A 23023-nucleotide genomic window follows, 5' to 3' on the forward strand; every position below is an offset into this window, starting at 1 on the left:
CCAGATTTCGCTGTTCGTTTTATCGCTTCAGTGAAGCGCCGTCCACGCAAGCGCGATGGAGAACGTGGCCAGCACGATCGATGCCCCGCGCTGAACGCGATCGGGACTCAGCCACGCGAGACGCCCGGTGCCGAGCGCCGCGCCGAAGGTGATCCACAGAAAGCCGATCGGAATCAGCGCGGCGGCGAAGATCGACATCGTCTGAAGATAAACGACGGCATTGCCGAAGGCGCTGGCCGGAAAGATCGCGCTCGCGAAGAGCATCGCCTTTGGATTGAGCAATGTGGTGACGAAGAGGGTGCGCATGCCGACCGTCTTTTGCGCGGACGTCGGCAGGGAGACGGCAGTGCGCCACATCAGGACGGCGAGATAGGCGATGTAGACGCTGCACGCGACGCGCAGAAATGTCGGGAGCCAAGTGAGAAAGCCGGCCGCGTGCGTGACGAGATAGCCCCAGACGGAAATTGCGATGAGGTAGCCGGCGAGCTCGGCGGCCATGAGCGGCGTGGCGCGCCTGACGCCGCGACGCAAGCCCGCGGTCGCGAGCAGTGTGTTGGTCGGTCCGGGCGTGATCAGGATGATGACGATGCCGAGCAAAAGGAGCGCGGCCTGGGAGCTCGAATGCATGGAACGGTTTTGAATATTGGATGCAACGTGCTTAATACCATAATTCGATGCCGTTTCTGCCGCGCGGCAAGGTTTGCTAGCCGTGTCCAGGGGCGCATCGACGGCGTCAGCGCGCAAGCGGCTTCGCCTGTTCCATCGACGACGCGCGCACGAACTTCCCCGCGCCGAGATGGTGAATCGTGTGTAGCGGCTGATTCGATTCGTCGATGATCCAGTGGCCGTCGACGAACACGCGCGAATCGGCAGCGGCTGCGACGACTTCGGCAAAACAGGTGTCGTAGGCGTCTTCCGTGTGCTTCTCGTCGATCAGCCTGCATTCGAGCCAAGCCGCGCAATTCGTTTCGATGAGCGGCAGACCGAGCACCGGCCCTTCCACGATGTCGATTCCGAAGGCCTCGAACTTGTCGATCTCGCGCCCGCTCGTCGAGCCGACGGCGTACGTGAGATCGATCATCGCCGCACCCGGCACGACGATGCCGAACGTGCCGCTCGCGGCGGCGAGCTCGCGCGTGTAGGTGCGCTTGTCGATCACGACGGCGATGCGCGGCGGCGTGAACTCCACCGGCATCGACCAGGCGGCGGCCATCACGTTGCGGCGCGCGCCGTGCGCGCTGGTGACGAGAACGGTCGGACCGTGGTTGATAAGGCGGCTGGCGTGCTCCAGCTTGACGGGACGGAAATGGCTCATGGATTTATGTGTGCAAAAGACAATGCGGGCCATTGTATGCGGCGTTCAAAATGCGCGCGTCCGCCGATCGATCCTAAGAAGATCTTCTTGACAGACACTCTTACGATATATATCTTTAGATATGTTTTACGACATATCTGGAGTGTTCCCTATGAAATCCCGCTGCTTTCAACGTGCGCGTGACGGCGGTTTCCGCGCATTCGGCTTTGATGGTTCTGCGTTCGACGCCCCAGCGTGGCACGAACGATTCGCTTTCGAACGTTGGGGAATGATCGGCCGTGATCGCCATGGCGGCGGCGGTCGCTTCGGCGGCGGCCCCGGTGGCATGGGCGGCATGGGCGGGTTCGGCGGCGAAGACGGCATGCCGCGCGGCCGCAAGTTCTCGTCGGACGACTTGCAACTGTTGCTGCTCGCAATGCTCGCCGAAGCACCGCGTCATGGTTATGAACTCATCAAGGCGCTCGAAGACCGCTCCAACGGCTTCTACGCGCCGAGTCCCGGCATGGTCTATCCGGCGCTCACCTATCTCGAAGAGCTCGGTTATACGACCGTCGAGCTGGAAGGCAACCGCAAGCGCTATGCCCTTTCCGACGCGGGCCGCGAATACCTCGCATCCAATCGCGAACGCGTGGACATCATGCTCGCGAAGCTCACGCATTTCGCCCGCAAGATGGATCTCGTGCGCCGCGCGTACATGGGCGAAGAAGTCGACGACGCCGCCGCCGACAACGGCTGGGCGCCCGAGCTGATCGCCGCTCGCCGCGCGCTGAAGAAGGCGCTGCTCTTGCGCACCGACGCATCGCAGGGAGAACAACGCCGCATCGCCGCGATCCTCGCGCGCGCGACGGCCGAAATCGAACAAAACCCGGCGCCGAAGCAGGCGTAAGGAGCCAAAGACGATGACCGATTCCATCCTGCAAGACCGGCCCGATCTCGAAGTCACGCGTGTGCGCCACGCGCTCAAGTTTCGGCTGCTGAAAGTCACGCGCGTCCAGGCGCTCAATCCGCACTTCGTGCGCGTGACCTTCACGGGTGACTCGCTCGACGATTTCGTCAGTGCATCGTTCGACGATCACGTCAAGCTGTTTTTCCCCGCGCCGGGCGAGACCCTGCCCGCGCTGCCGCAAGCGGGTCCGAACGGTCCCGAGTTCGATCCGGCCAAACCGCGTCCGATTGCGCGCGATTTCACGCCGCGTCGTTTCGACCGTGATGCGCGCGAGCTCGATATCGAATTTGCACTCCACGAAGCCGGTCCCGCAACGGCCTGGGCCGCGCAGGCCGCGCCCGGTCAGCATCTCGGTATCGGTGGACCGCGCGGTTCGTTCGTCATCCCAACTAACTTCGACTGGCATCTGATGATCGGCGATGAAACCGCGCTGCCCGCCATCGCGCGTCGTCTCGAAGAACTGCCCGAAGGCACGCGCGTCGCGACGCTCATCGAAGTGGCCGATCCTTCCGCGCGTATTGAATTCGACACGCGCGCCGATCTGTACGCGCAATGGCGTTATCGCAACGAAAGCTCACATCCCGGCGGCGCGTTGCTGCTCGCCCTTCGCGAAACCTATGTGCCCGATGGCGAAGGCTATGTGTGGGCGGCGGGCGAAGCCACGCTCATGCGCGAAGTGCGCAAGCTGCTATGCGACGAACGCGGCATCGACAAGAAACGCATTCGCGCTTCGGCTTACTGGAAACGCGGCGAACAAGGCGTGCACGAAACGATCGACGGTTGATTCGTGATCGCCCGACGATAAACCGGTGATAATCGAGGCACGGAGACGTTCAACGCTTATCACACGGCAGGGCGACCATGACCGACACGTTCAAGAAAAAGTCCGATGACGAACCCGCGCAACCGAGCGGCCTGCGCAAATCGCTGACGAGCTATGGCGACAATGGCTTCTCGCTTTTTCTGCGCAAGGCGTTTATCAAGGGCGCGGGTTATACCGATAGTGCGCTCGATCGGCCCGTCATCGGCATCGTCGATACGGGCAGCGCGTATAACCCGTGTCATGGCAATGCGCCGCAACTCATCGAAGCCGTCAAACGCGGCGTGATGCTCGCGGGCGGCTTGCCGATGGATTTCCCGACCATATCGATCGCCGAATCGTTCTCGCAACCGACGAGCATGTATCTGCGCAATCTGATGTCGATCGACACCGAAGAGATGATCCGCGCGCAACCGATGGACGCGGTCGTGCTGATCGGCGGATGCGACAAGACCGTGCCCGCGCAGTTGATGGGCGCGGCATCGGCGGGCATTCCCGCGATTCAACTCATCACCGGCTCGATGCTTACAGGAGCCCATCGCGGCGAGCGCGTCGGCGCATGCACCGATTGCCGGCGCTATTGGGGCCGCTTTCGCGCGGAGGAGATCGACGAAGCGGAAATCGCAGCGGTGAACAATCAACTCGTCGCGAGCGTGGGGACATGTTCCGTGATGGGCACGGCGAGCACGATGGCGTGCATCGCCGAAGCGCTCGGCATGACCGTGCCAGGCGGCGCCTCGCCGCCTGCGGTGACGTCGGATCGTATGCGCGTCGCCGAGCTCACTGGCACGCAGGCCGTGCAGATGGCGCGCGAGAATCTCACCATCGACAGGATCCTCACGGCTCAAGCATTCGAGAACGCAATGCGCGTGCTGCTCGCGATAGGCGGCTCGACCAACGGCATCGTGCATCTCACGGCGATCGCGGGACGCATGGGTTATGACATCGATCTGCAAGCGCTCGATCGCATGGGACGCGAGACTCCCGTGCTCGTCGATCTGAAGCCGTCCGGATCCCATTACATGGAGGACTTTCACGAGGCCGGCGGCATGGCTACGCTGTTGCGCGAATTGAAGCCGCTATTGAACCTGAACGCGCTGACGGTGACGGGCCGCACGCTCGGCGAAGAGATCGATGCTGCGGGCCCCGCTTTCGCGCAGAATGTCGTGCGCCCCTTCGACAAGCCGATCTATCCGCAAGGCGGTATCGCGGTGCTGGACGGCAATCTCGCGCCGGGCGGCGCGATCATCAAGCAATCGGCGGCAAATGCGAAGTTGATGGAACACGAAGGGCGCGCGGTCGTGTTCGAGAACGGCGCCGATCTCGCGGCACGCATCGATTCGGATGATCTCGATGTCACGCCCGACGATATCCTCGTGCTTAAGAACATCGGGCCGAAGGGTGCGCCGGGCATGCCCGAAGCGGGTTATATCCCTATCCCGCGCAAGCTCGCGGTAAAGGGCGTCAAGGATATCGTCCGCATCTCGGATGGACGCATGAGCGGTACTGCGTTCGGCACCATCGTGTTGCACGTGACGCCTGAAGCGGCGGTGGGCGGTCCGCTCGCGCATGTTCGAACGGGCGACCGCATTCGCCTGAGCGTGTCGAAACGCGAGATCAGTCTGCTCATCAGCGATGAAGAACTCGCAGCGCGCGCTAAAGGATCGCCGGTCACGATTCCCACTGCGGATCGCGGTTATCGCAAGCTGTTCTATGACACCGTCACCCAGGCGGACAAAGGCGTCGACTTCGACTTTCTTCGAGCTACGCAGACCCGCGGGGTGATACCGCGCCGATAGGCTCGAAAGGCCACTTGAGCGTGGCCTTTTTTTCAACCGGGACTCGATCCGTCAGCCACGGCTTCCGAAGGATCGTTGGAACTGCGATAGACATACACTTGCGTGCCCACAGGACTTGTCTCCCACAGTCGCTGCATGACTGCCTCTGATCCTACTCCCATGCAGCCATGGCTGGCGCCCTCATATCCTTGGTTCTGAAAATCGTATGAGAGGTGGAAGGCCTGACCGGAGTGCTTGTCTTGATCCTTGTCCCATGCAATGAACATCGCATAGGGCATGGGCGTTCCATAGGCCTTTGAAACGTGATGGCGGCTCTTGAAAGCTATGCGTCCGCGACCTTCGCCTGTGGCATATCGCGCACCGCGGGCATCGCCGGGACGCACATAATACGACCACTGCGCTATGCCATTTTTATAAACCGTTGCGGTGAAAGTCGTCTTATCGACACAAATGATGTGCTTGGCTTTGGAGCAAATGGAAGGCACCGTCGTGGATGCGGGTGTCGGTGCCCTATCGAAGCTGAAACCATCCGGGACGACGGGGCCGGCCGTCTTTCCATCGTGGGGTTCAATGGCTGCATTCGCAGCATACGATGCACTGGCCTGAGCCTGAATCACCTCGATTGCATCGACTACAGACAGCCCTTTCAAGGGATCCGAAGCGAGCACCGGGCTCGACGCGACCGCTTCCATCGATACATTTGCCGCCGCGTCAGAAGGCATGACATTGACGCTTGCGGCTAGCGCGCCTAACGCCAGCACAGCCACGACACCTACAGCCAGCCATTTCCAACGGCGCTGGCCCAAACAGAAACTACGCACTCCCTATCCCTCTTAAAACGAAGTCGTCGCAAAAATTGAAGCGATGCGATTATCAACGCTCTCCGAGGGGTTGTCGATCAGCCACTTCTGGTTGTACCGCGACATATCGCAGCACGCGTTTCTCTACGCGTGGGTGATGCGGTTTCCGATACCGTCGCATAAGCGCATCAGGCGTGATGCGTTTGCAACGCCGCGCCGCGAATCTCAATCACGTCCGCCGAATCAGCGACGCATGCGGTTGCGATCAGCACTTCCCGATTCGTATGGCGGCACACCACGTTACGAACACGGTCCATGCCGAAGCTGAAGACGCCGCGCTTCCTTGCACCGAGCACGACGAGATCCGCATCGAGGCGATTGGCTTCATCGGCGATGATGCGGCCGACGCTGCGCCCGTCTCGCGGCAACGTGCGCGTTTGCCAGTCCGCATCGATGCCCGCACGCCGAAGCATCTTCTCGCTGCTGCCGCGAATCAAGAGCGCGAGCTGATTCACGAGCGCGGGCAGGTCCGATAGACATTCCATCTGCCATCCCGCCCACCACGGCGACGATTCGATCACATGCAGCACGGTCAGACGCGCGTTGTTTTCGCGCGCCCGCGCAATCGCGGTCGACAGAGCGGCTTCGCTGAAACTCGGGCCCACTGCGACGAGGATATGTTGATACATGGCGCAACCCTCCGATCAATCGATGACATCCATCGCTCTATGCATGACATCATGATCGGCAACGACAATTAGGGGAAAATGAGCGCGAAGCGCACGAGCCTGTACGATGCGATAAATCAAACTGATGGCATCGGGCACCTTCACATGGACAATCGGGAACTGCTCAATCTCGCGTATCTGCGCGCATTTCGGCTCGTCGCACAAACGGGCAGCGCCACGCGCGCCGCCGCGGCACTGTTCCGCGCGCAATCGGCGGTCACACGCTCGCTGCAGGAACTCGAAGCGGCGGTCGGGGAAACTTTATTGGAGCGTCGTCCGTCGGGCATGTTGCCCACGCCTGCGGGACGCGCTGTGCTGTTGCGCTGCCAGCGCATCTTCGCCGAACTCGAAGAACTGGCGCAGTGGTGCGCCACGCGCCAGTCACGGCGTCGGACCGCGACAGGCGGCACGCTCCCGGCCTTTCTGCTCAATACACGGCGGCTTCAGTTGTTCTCGGCACTCGCGCGCCATCGTCACATGCCGAGCGCAGCGCAGACGTTGGGGCTCAGTCAACCGGCCGTCAGCAGCGCGATCCGCATCATGGAGACCGGCGCTGGCATGCAACTGTTTTATCGCAGTCCGCGCGGGTTGCTGCTCACCAGCGAAGGCGAAACTTTCGTGCTGCATGTGCGGCGCGCGCTGAACGAACTGCGCCACATTCCTGATGATCTCGCGGCGCTGCGCGGCACGATTCAAGGTTATGTCACGGTCGGCGCGCTGCCGCTCGGCAGAACGTTGATCCTGCCTGGCGCGATCGCGCGCGTTGCCGCGCAATATCCGGGCGTGCGCGTCGTGACGGATGAGAGCTCGTATGAAACGCTGGTCGCGGGACTGCGTGCCGGCGATATCGATTTCGTGCTCGGCGCGTTGCGTCAGAACGATGCGTCGAGCGGACTCGTCAATGAGCGCCTCATGTCGGAAGATATCGTCGTGATCGCGCGTCGCGGGCATCCGCTTGCAGCGCGAAGTGGCCTGACGCTCAAGGAGCTGATCGCTGCGCAATGGATTCTGCCGCGTAGCCAGGCACCCGCGCGCGGAATGTTCGAAGCGCAGTTCAAGCGATGGAAACTGAAACCGCCGATGCCGACCGTCGAGACCGCCGATCTCGCGGTCATTCGCGGGCTCCTGATGCATACCGACATGCTCGCTGCCGTATCCGCACAACAACTGCACTACGAATGCGAGTCGGGTCAGCTAATCGTAATGGACATTCCGCTGCAAGCCACGCGCCGCGAGATCGGGCTTACGATGCGCGCAGGCGGCACGCCCTCGCCGGCCGCGCGTGCATTGATCGACGCAATCCGCTTGACCGTCGATCAACTCGGGCATGAGTTGCGGCGCGAGTCGCGCAGTATCGTCAAGACAGTCGGCGCAAATGTGTCACCTTGATTGCGAACTGCTTTCAAGGTCATCTGAATTGTTTATCGCGCAGACGCATTTTGTACGGGGCTCCATTCGTGTTGTATCGTTCGAGAGAACGCGATAACCGCAACGGCAAGGAGATGCCATGAACGAACAGCAATGGCTTGCGATGGACGAATACTTGTGCGATCGAACGCAAACGCCGGACGCCGCACTCGAAGCCGCATTGAAATCCAGCGCGGACGAAGGGCTGCCTGCGATCAACGTCGCGCCAAACCAGGGCAAGCTGCTGCAGATGCTCGCGCAGTTGCGCGGCGCGCGACGCATTCTCGAACTCGGCACGCTCGGCGGCTACAGCACGATCTGGCTTGCGCGTGCCCTGCCTGCGGACGGTACGCTCATCACGCTCGAAGCCGTCGAGCATCATGCTTCCGTCGCGCGCAAGAACATTGAACGCGCCGGATTGTCGGGCGTTGCGTCGGTGATTGTCGGCGACGCTGTGGATACGCTCGAATCATTCGTGCGCGACGGCATTCCGCCTTTCGATTTCATCTTTCTCGACGCCGACAAGAAAAGTTATCCCGCCTATTTGCGCCTCGTGTTGCGCCTGAGCCGGCCCGGCACGGTGATCGTCGCGGACAACGTGATCCGCAGTGGCCGCGTGGCGGACGTCGGCAGCGCCGACCCGGACGTCATCGGCGTGCGCAAGTTCTTCGACATGCTCGCAGCCGATACCCACGTGACGTCCACGGCGATTCAAACGGTCGGCAGCAAAGGGTGGGACGGATTCTCGATCTCGATCGTCTCGTGAACGGCGCCCGCAACGGTTGGTGCATCGAGACGCCTCGTTCGACTTCTTCTTACTCCGACGACATCTCCTGCCTGCGCAAGCCGAGCCATCTGCCTCGCAATGCGGGCGCACCACTTTGCGAGCGAAGGTGCGGCAGCTTCCCGCATTCGACATGCATGTCGCGCGAAGCCGCCGCGGCCACGAACCTGTCGATCTCCTCGCGCACGTCGGGGTCGATATAGTCCGCGCGTGAAGCGTCGAAGATCACCGTCGCGCCGTCGGGTATCGTGCGCAGATGATGTTTCAGCGTGACCTTGCCAAGAAATGAAACGTCTTTTCTGAACGACACCAGATAGTGATCGTCGTGCTGCGCAATCGTAATGGGACGGCTGAGGTTCGCGCGCATGGCAAGCAGAAGACTGCATGCAATGCCGAGCAGAATGCCCATCAGCAGATCGGTCAACAGCACGCCGGCAATCGTCGCGATGAACGGCACGAAGCGCTCGATGCCCTGTTTCGCGACCGCTGCGAACAACGAAGGCTTGGCGAGCTTGAGACCCGTGAAGATCAGGATCGCCGCGAGACAGGCCAGCGGAATCAGGTTGATGACGCTCGTCAGCGCGAACACGCTCACGAGTAGCAATGCGCCATGCATGAACGACGACCATCGGCTCTGCGCGCCCGCATGCACGTTCGCCGAACTGCGCACGATGACGGAAGTTATCGGCAGCGCGCCAATCGCACCTGCCATCATATTGCCGATGCCCTGCGCCTTCAGCTCGCGATCCGGATGCGCCGCGCGCTTCTTGGGATCGAGTTGCTCGACAGCTTCGAGGCTCAGCAGCGTTTCGAGGCTTGCGACGATAGCAAGCGTGAATGCGAGCCGCCACACATCGGGGTTCGCGAACTGCGAGAAGTTCGGCAATTCGAGCGCATTCGTGAACGCGGTGAACGACTCCAGCGACGGCAGCGCGACGCGATGTTGCGCGGGCGGTGCGAAGCCAGGCGCGAACAGATCGAGCAGCAGAGTCGCACCGATGCCGAACGCGACCACTGCGAGCGGCGCGGGCACGGCGCGCACGAGCGCAAAGCGACGCATCGAGCGTGTTTCCCAGCCTGCGAGCATCGCAAGCGAGACTACGGCGACAATGCACGCCGCTGCGGATATCGGACCGAAGGGCGTGTCGAGCATGCCCGGACCGTTCGCTGCAGGCGCGCCTGCATTCGCGAATCCCGCAGCAAGCGGAATCTGCTTGATGACGAGCAATAGGCCAATAGCCGCGAGCATGCCTTTGATAACCGACGAAGGCACATAGGCCGCGAAGCGCCCCGCTTTCAACATGCCGAAGCCGAATTGAATCGCGCCTGAAAGCAGCACCGCGAGCAGAAACGCGGAGAAGCTGCCAAGCCCGGCGATGCCATCGACGACGATGACGATCAAGCCCGCGGCAGGGCCGCTCACGCTCAATTGCGAGCCACTCAGCAACGCGACGACGAGGCCGCCGATAATGCCCGACAGCAGACCGGCGAACGGCTCCACGCCGGATGCATTGGCGATGCCGAGACACAAGGGCATCGCGACGAGAAACACGACAGTGCCCGCGAACATGTCTCGCGGAAAAGTGGCTAGACGGTTATTCGAGTTCATGGTTTTTTTCGAACGAGTTGGGTCCTGCGAATGTCGCGAAAGCGACCTCGCATCGATAAGCGATCGTTGGAAATGAGCGGGCTTAGGCGGCCCGAAGCGATGTGACCTGCGCGCTCGCAATGTCGCGACTGTCGCTCTCTTCGGCATAGCCCGAAGCGAGCACTTTGATGAGCCCGTCGTGCAGGCCGAAGATCCAGCCATGAACGCGTGGCGGCACGTCGTGCTCTCGCACGATGGCGTGTTCTCGCAAAAGCCGCACTTGTTCGAGCACGTTCAGTTCGGCGAGTCGATTTGCGCGCGCGTCGAGCTCGCCGAATGAATCGAGTTCGTGCCGATGCCGTTCGCCCAGCGCGCACAGCGGCGCGATCCGGCGATTCACATGCGGCAGGTCGCTCGATTTCGGCAGGAGCGAGGCGCGCACGCCACCGCATCCGTAATGGCCGCAAACGATTACGTGATCGACCTTCAAAACGCGCACCGCGTATTCGAGCACGCTCAACGTGTTGTCATCGGATGGAGAAAAAAGGTTAGCGATGTTGCGATGTACGAAGAGGTCGCCAGGATTGGCGTTCGTCACAGTCTCGGCGGGCACGCGGCTATCCGCGCAGCCTATCCACAGCACTTTAGGGCTCTGTCCTTGGGCGAGACGCGGAAAAAATTGCGCGTCGGCGTGCGCGGTCTCGCGTGCCCAGGCAATGTTTTCCAGAAGCATTCGTTTCGGTCGATTCATGCAGATCTCTCCAGAACGGGCGCGCCATAGTTGCACACGCAAGTATTCGAATAAGGGCCGCATCTGCGTTGCAGTGCAGCGAGATTCTTACGAATAACTTTCGCAGAAAAAGTTCAGCGCTGTCCAGAGAAAAAAACAGACAAATAAATTTATTTTTTTGAAAGATCGCGCAGGACCAATGATGCATTCGCCAGTGGGTTCAAAGCTGCAGGCGCGCCGTCTGATAATCTTTGTACTTCACGCTCAGCATTCGCAAACAGATGACCGACCCTGCAGCAAGCATCGACACGACGCGCTTCGTCGAACTGAATGGCGTCGCTTCCTCGGTGCGCATCGAATATCAGTGGCTGAATCCGGAGCGCGCCGATGCGCCTATCGCAGTGTTCCTGCATGAAGGACTGGGCTCGATCGGGCTATGGAAAGGCTGGCCGCAAATGCTTTGCGATCGCCTGAACTGCAGGGGACTCGTCTATTCGCGGCCAGGTTATGGCCGATCCACGCCACGGCGCGCCGAAGAAAAGTGGCCGGTCGAGTTTCTGCATCTGCAAGCGCAAAAAGTATTGCCCGCATTGCTCGATGCGCTCCACATCGACGCACGGGAACGTGCGCGCATGTGGCTCGTCGGGCATAGCGATGGCGGCACGATCGCCCTGCTCTACGCCCGCGCATTTCCCGAATCGCTTGCCGGTCTCGCCGTCCTCGCTCCGCATTTGTTCGTGGAACCGATGACCGTGGAAGGCATCACAAAGGCGCGTGAAATGTATGAAACGACGTCGTTCCGAGAAAAGCTCGAGGCTTATCACGACGATGTGGATTCAGCCTTTTACGGATGGAACGATGCGTGGCTGAATCCCGCGTTCTTGCATTGGGACATCACGGAACAAATATCGTCGATCAAACGGCCATTGCTCGCCATTCAAGGCCAGGACGACGAATATGCGTCGATGCTGCAACTCGACAAGATCGCGGCGGCTGTCGGGCACGCGCAGCTCGTCAAGCTCCCGCAGTGCCGCCACTCGCCGCATCGCGATGCGACCGATGCAGTGAACGATGCGATCGCCGCTTTCGTGCGAACGCATCAGCAGTGAATCAGCGTTTGATCTTCAGATAAGCTCGGCTTATCGCGGGCCGCGTATGCACCCATAAACGCGATGCCAGCCACGAAGCCGGCCGGTCGCGCACTTCGAGCCGCTTGATCGTGCGTTCCGTATCGTCGGATGCAGCGCGATCCAGCGGATTCGCGCCGACGTTCGTTCCGGTGTGGCATGTGTAGAAGTGCCTGAATCCCGCATTCAACGCGACTTCGCGATAGTCGTCGTCGTAATAACCTTGCGGCCAACACAGATGATCGGATACTTCGCCGAGACGCGTGCGCAGTGCGCCACGCGCGGCGCTCAGATCGTTCTGCAACGCCTTGCGTTTCTTGTCGCGCGAACCCGCAACCTGATCCCAGCGCACATGAGAATGCGTATGGCTATGAAATTCGAACGTGCCGGCTTCACGCATCGCTTCGATTTCGGACCAGCGCAGGATCACATCATCGGCGTATCCATTTTCGATTGCGCGCTCCCCCGCACGATGATCGAGCAATCTCGGCATCGTTGCCAAGTTGTCCGATGCATTCGGACGAACGCCGCCTTCGCCGGGCCAACTGCTGACAAGAAAGCACAGCGCCGTAAAATCATGGCGCTTCAATACCGGATGCGCGTGCACCCAGTTGTCGAGATAACCATCGTCGAAAGTGATGACAAACGATTTCGCGGGCACGTCCTCGCCGCTCAGAAAACCTGCGAGTTGCGCCGCGCCGATGGTGCGATAACCCGCGCGCGCAAGGTAGTCCATTTGCGCGGCGAAGTTATCGGGCGTCACTGTGATCATGCCGGGCGATGTGCTGACGTGGTGGTACATCAGCACGGGAACGGCGCGTGCATACTTCGCGCTCATCTGCGATGACCTCGTTCGTGCAATGCGCGCTGATAGAAACTGGCCGTTTCGTCCGCCATATCGCTTATGGTGAAGCCACGTTCGGTGATGCGAAGGCTCTCGTCGCGCAGACGCTGGCGCAACGCCGGATCGTCGATCATGCGGACAACCGCCGCACGCAATGCAACGGGATCGTGCGGCGGCACGAGCAGTCCATTCACGTTGTCTTCGATCAGTTCCGGCACGCCATCGACATGCGTGCCGATGACGGGCAAGCCCGCCGCCATCGCTTCGATGAAAGCCTGGCCCAGCGCTTCTTGATGCGTGGGAAGAACGAATAGATCGGAACCGCGAAAGATATTGGGGATATCGGTGCGAAAGCCCAGCAGGTGAATGCGATCGGCGAGGCCGAAGCTATCGACGATTCCCTTGATGCGTTCGAACAAAGGACCATCGCCCGCCATCACAACATGCAGGTTGGGATGCGTGTCGACGAGCGGGCGCACTGCCGCAATAAGATCTTCATGTCCCTTCTTGTCGCGCATGATCGCGACCATGCACGCAACGAATGCGTCCTCACCGAGACCGAGTTCCGCGCGCAAAGTCGAATGCGAGACATGCTGAGGTTTCGGAATGCCATCGTAAATAGTCTGCACGCGCTTCTCCGCAACACCCGCCGAAATCAGATAGCGGCGCACGTAATGACTGACGGCGATCACGCGATGCGGAAGCCATGTATAAGTTGCGAGCGACGAGATGGGCAATGCCAGATGCCGCGTACGCACGATGAGCGGCGTGCGCGCCAGCCGCCCCGCCGCGCCGGCAACGAGACTGTCGTGGCCACTATGCGTGTTGAGCACGTCGAACGCGCGGCGACGCAGAAGCGCTTTGATGGCCAGAATCGATCGCATGTCGCCGCCACTGCGCATGCGCGCGTGGTGAACGGCGAACCCAAGTTCGGCGCAACGTTGCCCGAGCCGCGCATCGCTCGGGCAAATCAGCTCGACGGTATGGCCGCTTTCGCGCAACGCGACCATCTCCTTCAACGTCCGTATTTCTTGACCGCCCCATCCCTTCGAGGACTCGCTATGTAGGATCTTCAAACGCCTGGTCTCCACGTCCGACACATTCCTGTCGGAAATATTTCGTAATATTCACATTACCTTACTGGCCTTGGCGATTCGTAAAAAAACGCAAGGAATTTGATATGGCCTCGAACGAGGCTTATCGAAAGAAAGAATGCAAGCAGATGAACGCGCGCCGAAGTGGCGATCCGTCGATAACGATTCTTCGACGAAGTGAACCGAGTGCGTGAAAGGCTAACGGCTCACTTACGCGTTCGGTTGACTCGTAGCTGGCAATTTCGTCAGCTTAGCTATTCGGATCCTAGCGTGGAATTCGGGGATTCCGAACTAACCCGTCGGACATGCGGGTGCTTAAGCATGCGATAAGAATTGGGCCGATTGCGCAAACGTTTGATGCGCACGCGCTTAAGCAAGCCTTTTGGACGATAGCTCGACAACCCATTGAAACAGTAATTAGGCGCGTTTAGAACGAACCGCAACGCGGTCTTTCGGTCGATTTTTCTCGGCCGGCAAGCATCATTCGAGCGTGATAACTTCAACCGATATCCGGAGGAAAAAATCATGCTGCTCTCAGACGATGAACTGGCCCGCTTGCAATCCGTCGCGCCGTTTTTACGAAACGAAGCGCACGCGGCACTCGAGCTGGAAGCGAACTATGAAGTGACGATGGAGCTCGAATCGCATTTGCAACCGGGCCTGCGCATACGCGCGCCGGATTCGTCGCGGACGACGGCCGCTTCGGATGCGCCGCCTTACGCGCTCGATCTGTTCGTTGGCTTGCCGCTGAATGAGTTGCGCGCGCTCTCACATGCCGATGACGCTACACGCGAAGCCGAGATCGCGCGTTTCGGCGCGCGCTTCTCGCCGCGTCTTCTGCGCGCGATTGCCAGGATGGCGCCGCACGAGATCGATCTCGATGCCGGCGTGCAAAGCGAAGCCGGCACGCTTTCGGTCATGCTTGAAGAAGATTAAACGACGCACTGCGATCAGTCATTCTTCGATGCGGCCTCATGCGCGCGCCGCAGCCGCTCCCGGCTGTTCGACAAATGCATCCGCATGGCCGCGCGTGCTGCTTCGGGATCGCGGCGTTCGATCGCATCGAAAATATCTTCATGCTCGCGATTCACGCGATCGAGATAGCCAGAAGGATCGTTATGCGCAAGCGCCGCCGAATTGACGCGCGTGCGCGGAATGATCGTGTTGCCGAGCTGGCTCAGGATGCTATGGAAGTAACGATTACCGGTAGCCTTCGCAAGCTCGAGATGAAAGGCCACATCGGCCGCGACCGCGCTGCCTTCGCCCGCTTCGATGAGCCGCTCGAATTCGTCGAGCGCCCGGCGCATCTGCGCGAGGTTTTCATCGGTGCGGCGCATGGCCGCGAGACCGGCCGCCTCGGCTTCGAGGCTGATGCGCAATTCGAGAATCGCCATCACGTCGCGCACGGTGAGATCGCCCGCGGCCTCGATCTGGAACCGCTCCTGATCGCCCGCTTCGAGCACGAATGTACCGATGCCGTGCCGCGTCTGAACGAGGCGCGCAGCCTGCAATCGCGAAATGGATTCGCGCACGACAGTCCGGCTCACGCCGAGTTGCGCCATGATTTCCGATTCGGTCGGCAGCTTGTCGCCGGGCTGAAGCGCGCCGCTGCGAATCCGCTCCGATAACTCGGCGACGACTTCCTCGGTGAGATTTCGGGAGCGGCGAAGCGCGCCGGACGCGAGTGCTTGGGACATTGAAAGGCCGATCTTTGTATGCTCGATGAGCAATTATAGGGCGCGGGACAGCTTGTACGATGACTATCGTTTTCAGCGCGAAATTCGACGATCCACCGAGGCAATTTCTAGAACCAACAATCGCTTCATTGAGCGAGCCGCATGACGCGGCGAGCTCTGTTCGACGCTGTGCCGGTCATGATGGAAATCCCTATCGAAAACGTCCGAATAGGGACAAAGCAAAGCGTTGATAAACCGTTTGTTGCGGCGTAAAGTTCATGTACCGCATGAAGTGAAACGCGCCCGCCAGACGGCATCAGCCGCACGTCGGCAAATATCCTTTTTGTCCGCGCATTGGCGGTTCGCTTCATCGTCCGGCTCGCGAGTCCATGCCGCATCCGTTGGATTCGCCATCAACTCGCGCAGTCGCGAGCCCGATCACAGCGGTTCACCGGTTAATCGCCACGCATGTCTATGCGTTGCACCACACGTCTTTCGCCTCTCGTGCAAGTCACTCATCGGACAGGCGCTCAACCGGTGGACATCCGTATTCACATTCGCAATTTTCACAGCGATACTGAGACGCGGCATCGAGGTTGGCAGGCAAGGAGACGAGCAAATGATGCGTGAAGTAAGCGGAGCGTTCTACGGCTCCCGTAAGCTGGATGAAGCACTCGAAGACCTGCGCGCGGAAGGAATCGCGGCCGACCGCGTGCGCGTGGCGAGCATGAGCGGCTTCGCGGATTTCCATACTTCGCAAACGCAGAGCAACAATGCGCAGACACAATGGATCGCGGCGGAATACGCGGGGCACGGGGAACATCTGGGCGTGGTAGATACGCACGACTATCCCTACGGACTCGACATGTCGAGCGACGACATCCTCCCCTCGTTCGGCGCGGACGGCGGCGACGCTGACGTGGCATGCAGCATTACACGCGTCATCGTGAGCATTCGCGACGAAGCGGAGATGCGGGCCGTTTGCGACATCTTCTCGCGCCTCGGCACCGACGATATCGACATCGAAAGTGTCGCGGTCTGATCGGCAACGCCCGCCGCTACGATCGGCCCGTTACTGGGTCGTCGTCGCGGGCTTCGCTTTCTTTTTGTGCTCGGAGTGGAAGCTGCCCTGGCGCGTACTGCCGGGCGTGGACGTGTTGTCGCCGCCGACGGTCGGCCCGGCCGTTGCCGCGCCGTGAGCGTTGCCCCTGCCCGATCCGCCATTGCCGTTGCCGCCCGACTGCGCCATCGCAACGCCCGACCCGCCTATCGTCACACCTGCCGTCAGCGCGACCGGAACCCGCACCGGCATTGTCCTCATTTTTTCCCTCGTCGATCAGGTTCACCACCGGTCTGAATGCGATCGCATGCATGATGCGTAATTCAAAATGCCATCTGGTATATGGCATGCTGCATGCGAATTCCTTACTTCCGCCGCCGCGCCCGGCCAGACAACCCGCCCGACTCATGGATGCCCGCAAAACCCAACGCGAATCCGCCTATCGCGACGATGCCGCGCCTGCATCGAGAGCAGGTTTCGTGCGCGTGCGCGGCGCGCGCGAGCACAACCTGAAAAACGTCGATGTCGACGTGCCACGCGACGCCCTCGTCGTCTTCACCGGCGTATCCGGTTCCGGGAAGTCCTCGCTCGCATTCGGCACGCTCTACGCCGAGGCGCAGCGCCGCTATTTCGAATCGGTCGCGCCGTATGCGCGGCGGCTCATCGAACAAGTCGGCGTGCCGCAGGTCGATTCGATCGAAGGCTTGCCGCCCGCCGTCGCGCTTCAGCAGCAGCGTGGCGCACCGAATGCACGCTCGTCGGTGGGCAGCGTGACGACGCTCTCCAGCCTCGTGCGTATGCTCTATTCGCGCACCGGCAGTTATCCGCCGAAGCAGCCCATGCTGTACGCGGAAGATTTTTCGCCGAACACGGTTCAGGGCGCGTGTCCCGTGTGCCATGGCCTCGGCCGCGTCTACGAAGTCACGGAAAAGTCGATGGTGCCCGACGACTCGCTCACGATCCGCGAGCGCGCCGTCGCGGCCTGGCCGCCCGCGTGGCACGGACAAAATCTGCGCGACATACTCGTGACGCTCGGCTACGACGTCGACACGCCGTGGCGCGACTTGCCGAAGAAGGATCGCGACTGGATTCTGTTCACCGAAGAGCAGCCGACGGTGCCGGTGTACGCCGGTCTCACGCCGAAAGAGACGCAAGCCGCGCTGAAACGCGGCGCCGAACCGAGCTATCAGGGCACATTCACCGGCGCGCGCCGCTACGTGCTGCATACCTTCGCGCACACGCAAAGCGCGCTCATGAAAAAGCGCGTGTCGCGCTTCATGGTCGGCAGCGATTGTCCCGCATGTCACGGCAAGCGGCTCAAGAAGGAAGCGCTATCGGTGACGTTCGCAGGGCTCGACATCGCCGAATTCGCGCGTCTGCCGCTCATCCGACTCGCCGATCTACTTGCGCCCATCGCACGCGGAGAATGGCCCGCCAGTGATGAAGCGCCGGCTCCCGCGCTCGCGAGGAAAGACCGCATCGCGGCGACGGCCAAGCGCGTCGCGGCAGGCGGCTCGGCGCACAAGGCCGCGCCGGACGTGCGCCGCACGGCCAATCTTTCCGACGAGAAACGCGCCGCCGCCGAGCGCATCGCGGCGGATTTGCTGGAGCGGCTCGGCACGCTCATCGATCTGGGCCTGGGCTATCTCTCGCTCGATCGCGCGACGCCGACGCTCTCATCCGGCGAACTGCAACGATTGCGGCTCGCGACGCAACTCGCGTCGCAGCTCTTCGGCGTCGTCTATGTGCTCGACGAGCCATCCGCGGGCTTGCATCCGGCCGACAGCGAAGCGCTCTTCGCCGCGTTGCAGCGATTGAAGGCAGCAGGCAATTCGCTGTTCGTCATCGAGCACGATCTGAACACCATGCGGCGCGCGGACTGGCTGATCGATGTCGGTCCGGCCGCCGGTGAACGAGGCGGACATGTGCTGTATAGCGGGCCGCCGGAAGGCCTCGCATCGGTGGAGGAATCGCAGACGCGCAGGCATCTGTTCGCGCCGAAGCAAACGATCGAACGCGTCGCACGCGAACCGCGCGGATGGTTGCGGCTCGAAGGCATCACGCGCAATAACCTGCATGGCATCGATGCCGCGTTTCCGCTCGGCGCCTTCACGACCGTCACCGGCATTTCGGGCTCGGGCAAGTCGAGCCTCGTGAGTCAGGCGTTGCCGGAACTCGTCGCGGAGCGGCTCGGACGCGCGCTCGACGATGCAGAAGAAGACGAGCAGGACCCGCTCTTCGCTCGAGCCGACGCTTCGGCGGGCGGACGCATCATCGAAGGCATGGAGACGATCCGGCGTCTCGTGCGCGTCGACCAGAAGCCGATCGGCCGCACGCCGCGTTCGAATCTCGCGACCTACACCGGCCTCTTCGATCACGTTCGCAAGCTCTTCGCCGACACGCCGGCCGCGCGAAAGCGCCGCTATGGCGCAGGACGCTTCTCGTTCAACGTCGCGCAAGGACGCTGCCCGACATGCGAAGGCGAAGGCTTCGTCAGCGTCGAGTTGCTGTTCCTGCCGAGCGTCTACACGTCGTGCGCGACATGCCACGGATCGCGCTATAACCCGCAGACGCTGGAAATCGAATGGCATGGGAAGAACATTGCGGATGTGCTCGGCATGACCGTCGATACGGCATGCGACTTCTTCGCCGATGAAGCCAGCGTCATGCGCGCGCTCGCCGTGTTGCGCGACATCGGCCTCGGCTATCTGCGGCTCGGGCAGCCCGCGACGGAGCTATCAGGCGGAGAAGCGCAGCGCATCAAGCTCGCAACCGAACTGCAGCGCGCGCATCGCGGCGACACGCTCTACATTCTCGACGAGCCGACGACGGGGCTTCATCCCGCCGACGTCGATCGCCTGATGGCGCAACTGCAAGGGCTCGTCGATGCGGGCAATACGGTCGTCGTCGTGGAGCACGACATGCGCGTCGCATCGCTTTCCGATTGGATCATCGACATCGGCCCGGGCGCCGGTGAAGATGGCGGCCGGATCGTGGCGACGGGCACGCCGCAACGTATCGCCGAACATGTTGCAAGCCGCACGGCGCGTTATTTGAGCGACGCGCTGGCCTCAGGCGACCACGTGTCCTGAAGGGATGCCCTTGCGATAGACCTCATCGAACACGGCTTCGAGTTCCCGGTGCGTGCCGCGCAATTCATCGACGACACGCTTCGCCCAATCGAAGTATTCGCGCTTTCTCTCATCGCTCCAGCCGGACGGCGGCGCGGCGAGAATATCGCGCAAATTGCAAATCTTATCGGCGAGTTTCACGAGCTTCGCGCCGTGACTGATATGCGCCGCGTGTTCGACCTGCAAACGCTTCCTTTCGGCCTTCGACAAGGACTTGTCGTCCGTCACTTCGTCGACGATGCGCCCGATCTCCGCGCCGAACCGCCGCACGAGTTCATCGCGCGATGTGTCCGTGTCTTCGATCGTGTCGTGCAATATGGCGGCGATCAGCACGCGCTCGTCTTCGACCCCGCCTTCGTTCGCGAGCACATGAGCGAGCGCGATCGGATGATTGATGTACGGCGACGCGTCCGCATCCTTGCGGCGCTGCTTGCGATGTTTGTCGGCCGCGAACGCGACGGCGTGGATGAGTTGATTCACTGGATGGCCTTCCGTGTCGTCTTTACCGGAAGTATAGGTCTTGCGCCGACGCGCCAGTCTCAATACAACCCGACCCACCTCCATACATAAAACCGCACGATACCAACCAGCTCATGCAACGCGCTGTTCGAATCGAACCATCCTCTTCGATGCGGACGCCACCACATGAACTGCGGACGAACATAAGCGACGGTCGGCTGCGGATGCAAACCGAAGGCTTCGAACGCGAGCATCGCGCGACGCATGTGAAGCGACGACGTTATCAAAACCGACGTATCGTAGGGCCGCGACCGCAGTATCTTCTCCGTATTGCGCGCGTTCTCATAAGTGTCGAGACTCTGATTTTCGAGGATGAGATCTGCGCGCTTCACGCCTGCGTCGAGAAGCAGGCTTCCATATAAGTCTGCTTCGCTTTGCTCGTGATGCTGCGGGTTGCCTCCGCTCATGATGACAAAACACGCCTTCTCCATCTCGACGCAACGCTTATAGAGCGACGCCGCAAGATCGATGCGCGTCATCGCGTCACCCTTGGGCACGAGACGCCGATTATGGTCGTACCAGGTCCCCCCGCCCAGCACGATGATCGCCGTGCGCGGGCCGAACGTCGGATCCTTCATCGACGCGTAGTGATCGTTCGCGAGCCGCACGAGCGGCCCCGGAAACCAGCTTCCGAGCCCCCAGAAGACGATAGCCGTCATCACCAGAATCAATCCGCGCCGTTTTCTCCAAACGAGGAACAGCGCAATGAATAGAAGCAGCAGCGATATCAGAACCAATCAATTCACTCCGGAAAGTTATCGTTTCAAAATGCTTTCAGTGTACGCATCGTTTTTGCTTATCACTCATTCGACCATGCGAAGGAGTTACCTATTTATCGAATATGAAGCGCTGACGTGAGTGTGAATCATCGCATCCGATCGCGACGTGCTTGATATCGCACAAAACGATGCTTTCTCGACGAAGCCCTCCGTGCGCCATCGCACGGACGCATAGGCCCGCAAATTCGTTAAATACGATCAAACAATAGCTATAAGAAAACAGTGCGTGCGAGGGCTCTCGTGGAACCGTCTTCCCGAGACATCAACAACACCACTGCCGATTCGCACCGGGGTTAGCGACATTCGATAAGAACTCATCGTCGCGACCCGGGTTAGTTGCACCAATGGCCGGGTACAAGGGAAAACATAGACAATGAAAACTGAATTGCGCCGCATCCTCGCCGAGTCCGCTCGTCTCGACGTGCCCATCGATACGCTCGCCGACGGCGACGATCTCTACGCCGCCGGTCTCTCTTCGCTTGCCACGGTCCATGTGATGCTGGCGATCGAAGACGAGTTCGGCATCGAAATTCCCGATCACATGCTCACGCGCCGTCTCTTTTCGAGCGTCGATTCGCTCGCATCGGCGGTCGACGAACTGCGTCGTTCGCAGGCGGCAGCATGAACGCGCCCGCTCAGGAGCTTGAAGTCGCCGAGCTCGCGCAGAGCGCAATCTTGCGTAGCGAAAGCGAACTGATCGAAGCCGCGAAGCGCGTCGCGGCCGTCGCGGCCCAGTACGCCGACGCGGTCGATCGCGAAGCGCGCTTTCCCGCCGAAGCGGTTGCAGCGATGCGCAAGGAGCGTCTCTTCTCCGCGATGATCCCGACGGAATACGGCGGCGACGGTCTGTCGCTCACCGGCGTCGCGCGCTTGTGCGAGGCACTGGCGCAAGGCTGCGCATCGTCCGCGATGATCTATGCGATGCATCAGAGCCAGGTCGTTTGCATCGTCGATCATGGCGTGAACGTGCCGTGGCAGCGCGCTTTCCTTGCTCGCATGGTCAACGAACAGTTGCTGCTCGCATCGGCGACGTCGGAAGAGAACATCGGCGGCAACATGCGTACGAGCGCGTGCGCGGTCGATCTCGTCGACAACGCGTTTCGCATCGAGAAGCTCGCACCGACCATTTCGTACGGCAAGTATTCCGACGCCATTCTCGTGACGGCGCGCCGTCATCCGGACGCGCCGCCCTCCGATCAGGTGCTGATCGTAGCGCCGCGCGAAACGTTCACGCTCGAGCAGCGTGGGACGTGGGACACGCTCGGTATGCGCGGGACATGCAGCGAAGGACATCGACTGGTCGCGAGCGGCATCGCGGAACAGATTCTGCCGACGCCGTTCTCGAAGATCGCCGACGAAAGCATGCTGCCCGTATCCCATACCTTGTGGTCGTCGGTATGGTGCGGCATCGCGAGCGACGCGGCGAATCGCGGGCATCAGTTCTTCCGCAATCAGGCGCGCGGCAAGCCCGCGTTGCCGCCTTCGGCCGCGCGCCTTTCGCAAGTGCTCACGCTCATCAAGATGATGCAGGCGCGGCTGCGCGAATCGCTCGCCAATGTCGAAGCGGCGCAGGCCGAACGCGCGGCGCGCAAGGCGAACCAGAGCAATGACGACGACGCACCGCTCGCGGCGTCGATCGGCATCAACGCCGATCTGAACATGCTCAAGCTGGCGATCTCGCAGTCGGCTTTGCATGTCGTGCAAGAGACGCTGATGATCTGCGGCATGGCGGGCTACAAGAACGACACGCCGTTCAGCGTGGGGCGCCATCTGCGCGATCTGCATTCGGCGCCGCTCATGATCAGCAACGATCGCATCGAATTGAACACGGCGAACCTGCTGCTTGCGCAGCGCGCCGCAACGGGGACCATTTGAC

At 61.2% G+C, this 23023-nt stretch carries 23 protein-coding genes; 11 read left to right on the forward strand and 12 right to left on the reverse strand.

Features of this window, described 5'->3' with window-relative positions; genetic code table 11:
* Window positions 1-27 precede the first annotated feature (27 nt).
* Both NCS03_RS21925 and NCS03_RS21930 read right to left on the reverse strand, forming a co-directional pair.
* Window positions 28-627, reverse strand: coding sequence for a LysE family translocator (locus NCS03_RS21925; RefSeq protein WP_175981056.1), 600 nt, complete (start codon window positions 625-627; stop codon window positions 28-30).
* Window positions 628-733: 106 nt separating this feature from the next.
* The gene (locus NCS03_RS21930; RefSeq protein ID WP_008348308.1) at window positions 734-1315 is read right to left on the reverse strand and encodes a flavin reductase family protein; all 582 of its coding nucleotides are present in this window, start codon (window positions 1313-1315) and stop codon (window positions 734-736) included.
* Between the two features lie 121 nt (window positions 1316-1436).
* On the opposite strand from NCS03_RS21930, the gene NCS03_RS21935 reads away from it, so the two are divergent.
* From NCS03_RS21935 to NCS03_RS21945, 3 genes are all read left to right on the forward strand, one after another.
* Window positions 1437-2201, forward strand: coding sequence for a PadR family transcriptional regulator (locus NCS03_RS21935; protein WP_502801535.1), 765 nt, complete (start codon window positions 1437-1439; stop codon window positions 2199-2201).
* A gap of 13 nt (window positions 2202-2214) precedes the next feature.
* Window positions 2215-3045: a siderophore-interacting protein gene (locus NCS03_RS21940; protein WP_008348310.1), complete on the forward strand. Its 831-nt coding sequence runs from the start codon at window positions 2215-2217 to the stop codon at window positions 3043-3045.
* Window positions 3046-3122: 77 nt separating this feature from the next.
* Complete coding sequence (locus NCS03_RS21945) at window positions 3123-4880, forward strand: IlvD/Edd family dehydratase (RefSeq protein WP_250529776.1); 1758 nt, start codon at window positions 3123-3125, stop codon at window positions 4878-4880.
* A 32-nt stretch (window positions 4881-4912) separates the two neighbouring features.
* Here NCS03_RS21945 and NCS03_RS21950 read toward each other — a convergent pair whose 3' ends face one another.
* Both NCS03_RS21950 and NCS03_RS21955 read right to left on the reverse strand, forming a co-directional pair.
* The gene (locus tag NCS03_RS21950; protein WP_250529777.1) at window positions 4913-5701 is read right to left on the reverse strand and encodes a L,D-transpeptidase; all 789 of its coding nucleotides are present in this window, start codon (window positions 5699-5701) and stop codon (window positions 4913-4915) included.
* A 167-nt stretch (window positions 5702-5868) separates the two neighbouring features.
* Complete coding sequence (locus NCS03_RS21955) at window positions 5869-6369, reverse strand: universal stress protein (RefSeq protein ID WP_250529778.1); 501 nt, start codon at window positions 6367-6369, stop codon at window positions 5869-5871.
* 144 nt (window positions 6370-6513) lie between these two features.
* Here NCS03_RS21955 and NCS03_RS21960 point away from each other — a divergent pair, with 144 nt between their 5' ends.
* Window positions 6514-7797, forward strand: a complete 1284-nt coding sequence (locus NCS03_RS21960; protein ID WP_250529779.1) for a LysR family transcriptional regulator — start codon at window positions 6514-6516, stop codon at window positions 7795-7797.
* Window positions 7798-7915: 118 nt separating this feature from the next.
* Window positions 7916-8581: an O-methyltransferase gene (locus NCS03_RS21965; protein WP_008348315.1), complete on the forward strand. Its 666-nt coding sequence runs from the start codon at window positions 7916-7918 to the stop codon at window positions 8579-8581.
* Between the two features lie 49 nt (window positions 8582-8630).
* On the opposite strand, the gene NCS03_RS21970 is transcribed toward NCS03_RS21965, so the two are convergent.
* Both NCS03_RS21970 and NCS03_RS21975 read right to left on the reverse strand, forming a co-directional pair.
* Window positions 8631-10208 (reverse strand): SulP family inorganic anion transporter, encoded by a 1578-nt coding sequence (locus NCS03_RS21970; protein WP_250529780.1) that lies wholly within the window; start codon window positions 10206-10208, stop codon window positions 8631-8633.
* An 82-nt stretch (window positions 10209-10290) separates the two neighbouring features.
* Window positions 10291-10938, reverse strand: a complete 648-nt coding sequence (locus NCS03_RS21975; RefSeq protein ID WP_175981073.1) for a carbonic anhydrase — start codon at window positions 10936-10938, stop codon at window positions 10291-10293.
* Window positions 10939-11198: 260 nt separating this feature from the next.
* On the opposite strand from NCS03_RS21975, the gene NCS03_RS21980 reads away from it, so the two are divergent.
* A complete protein-coding gene (locus NCS03_RS21980) occupies window positions 11199-12026 on the forward strand; it encodes an alpha/beta fold hydrolase (protein WP_250529781.1) in 828 nt (275 codons plus the stop codon).
* A 1-nt stretch (window position 12027) separates the two neighbouring features.
* Here NCS03_RS21980 and NCS03_RS21985 read toward each other — a convergent pair whose 3' ends face one another.
* Window positions 12028-12882, reverse strand: coding sequence for a polysaccharide deacetylase family protein (locus tag NCS03_RS21985; protein ID WP_175981075.1), 855 nt, complete (start codon window positions 12880-12882; stop codon window positions 12028-12030).
* Entirely contained in the window at window positions 12879-13964 is a 1086-nt protein-coding gene (locus tag NCS03_RS21990; RefSeq protein WP_250529782.1) for a glycosyltransferase, read from the reverse strand. Before NCS03_RS21990 ends, NCS03_RS21985 begins: the two co-directional genes overlap by 4 nt.
* Before the next feature lie 543 nt (window positions 13965-14507).
* Here NCS03_RS21990 and NCS03_RS21995 point away from each other — a divergent pair.
* Window positions 14508-14918 carry a hypothetical protein gene (locus tag NCS03_RS21995; protein WP_175981079.1) on the forward strand — a complete coding sequence of 137 codons (411 nt, stop codon included), beginning with the start codon at window positions 14508-14510 and terminating at the stop codon, window positions 14916-14918.
* A gap of 14 nt (window positions 14919-14932) precedes the next feature.
* Here NCS03_RS21995 and NCS03_RS22000 read toward each other — a convergent pair whose 3' ends face one another.
* On the reverse strand, window positions 14933-15679 hold the full coding sequence (locus NCS03_RS22000; RefSeq protein ID WP_008348324.1) for a FadR/GntR family transcriptional regulator: 747 nt from the start codon (window positions 15677-15679) through the stop codon (window positions 14933-14935).
* A gap of 598 nt (window positions 15680-16277) precedes the next feature.
* On the opposite strand from NCS03_RS22000, the gene NCS03_RS22005 reads away from it, so the two are divergent.
* Window positions 16278-16700: a hypothetical protein gene (locus tag NCS03_RS22005; protein ID WP_008348325.1), complete on the forward strand. Its 423-nt coding sequence runs from the start codon at window positions 16278-16280 to the stop codon at window positions 16698-16700.
* Window positions 16701-16730: 30 nt separating this feature from the next.
* Here NCS03_RS22005 and NCS03_RS22010 read toward each other — a convergent pair whose 3' ends face one another.
* Window positions 16731-16979 carry a hypothetical protein gene (locus NCS03_RS22010; protein WP_502801536.1) on the reverse strand — a complete coding sequence of 83 codons (249 nt, stop codon included), beginning with the start codon at window positions 16977-16979 and terminating at the stop codon, window positions 16731-16733.
* Between the two features lie 146 nt (window positions 16980-17125).
* On the opposite strand from NCS03_RS22010, the gene NCS03_RS22015 reads away from it, so the two are divergent.
* Window positions 17126-19810: an excinuclease ABC subunit UvrA gene (locus NCS03_RS22015; protein WP_250529783.1), complete on the forward strand. Its 2685-nt coding sequence runs from the start codon at window positions 17126-17128 to the stop codon at window positions 19808-19810.
* Here the strand turns inward: NCS03_RS22015 and NCS03_RS22020 are convergent.
* Together NCS03_RS22020 and NCS03_RS22025 are read right to left on the reverse strand one after the other, a co-directional pair.
* Window positions 19790-20329 carry an HD domain-containing protein gene (locus NCS03_RS22020; protein ID WP_008348331.1) on the reverse strand — a complete coding sequence of 180 codons (540 nt, stop codon included), beginning with the start codon at window positions 20327-20329 and terminating at the stop codon, window positions 19790-19792. The genes NCS03_RS22015 and NCS03_RS22020 overlap by 21 nt on opposite strands.
* 59 nt (window positions 20330-20388) lie before the next feature.
* A complete protein-coding gene (locus NCS03_RS22025) occupies window positions 20389-21105 on the reverse strand; it encodes a YdcF family protein (RefSeq protein ID WP_250529784.1) in 717 nt (238 codons plus the stop codon).
* A gap of 415 nt (window positions 21106-21520) precedes the next feature.
* Between NCS03_RS22025 and NCS03_RS22030 the strand changes: the two genes are divergently transcribed.
* Window positions 21521-21772 carry an acyl carrier protein gene (locus tag NCS03_RS22030; protein WP_008348335.1) on the forward strand — a complete coding sequence of 84 codons (252 nt, stop codon included), beginning with the start codon at window positions 21521-21523 and terminating at the stop codon, window positions 21770-21772.
* Window positions 21769-23022, forward strand: coding sequence for an acyl-CoA dehydrogenase family protein (locus tag NCS03_RS22035; RefSeq protein WP_175981087.1), 1254 nt, complete (start codon window positions 21769-21771; stop codon window positions 23020-23022). The genes NCS03_RS22030 and NCS03_RS22035 overlap by 4 nt, the downstream gene beginning before the upstream one ends.
* The last annotated feature ends 1 nt before the right edge of the window (window position 23023 follow it).

Source organism: Caballeronia sp. ATUFL_F1_KS4A (assembly GCF_023630905.1).
GTDB classification, from domain to species: Bacteria; Pseudomonadota; Gammaproteobacteria; order Burkholderiales; family Burkholderiaceae; genus Caballeronia; species Caballeronia zhejiangensis.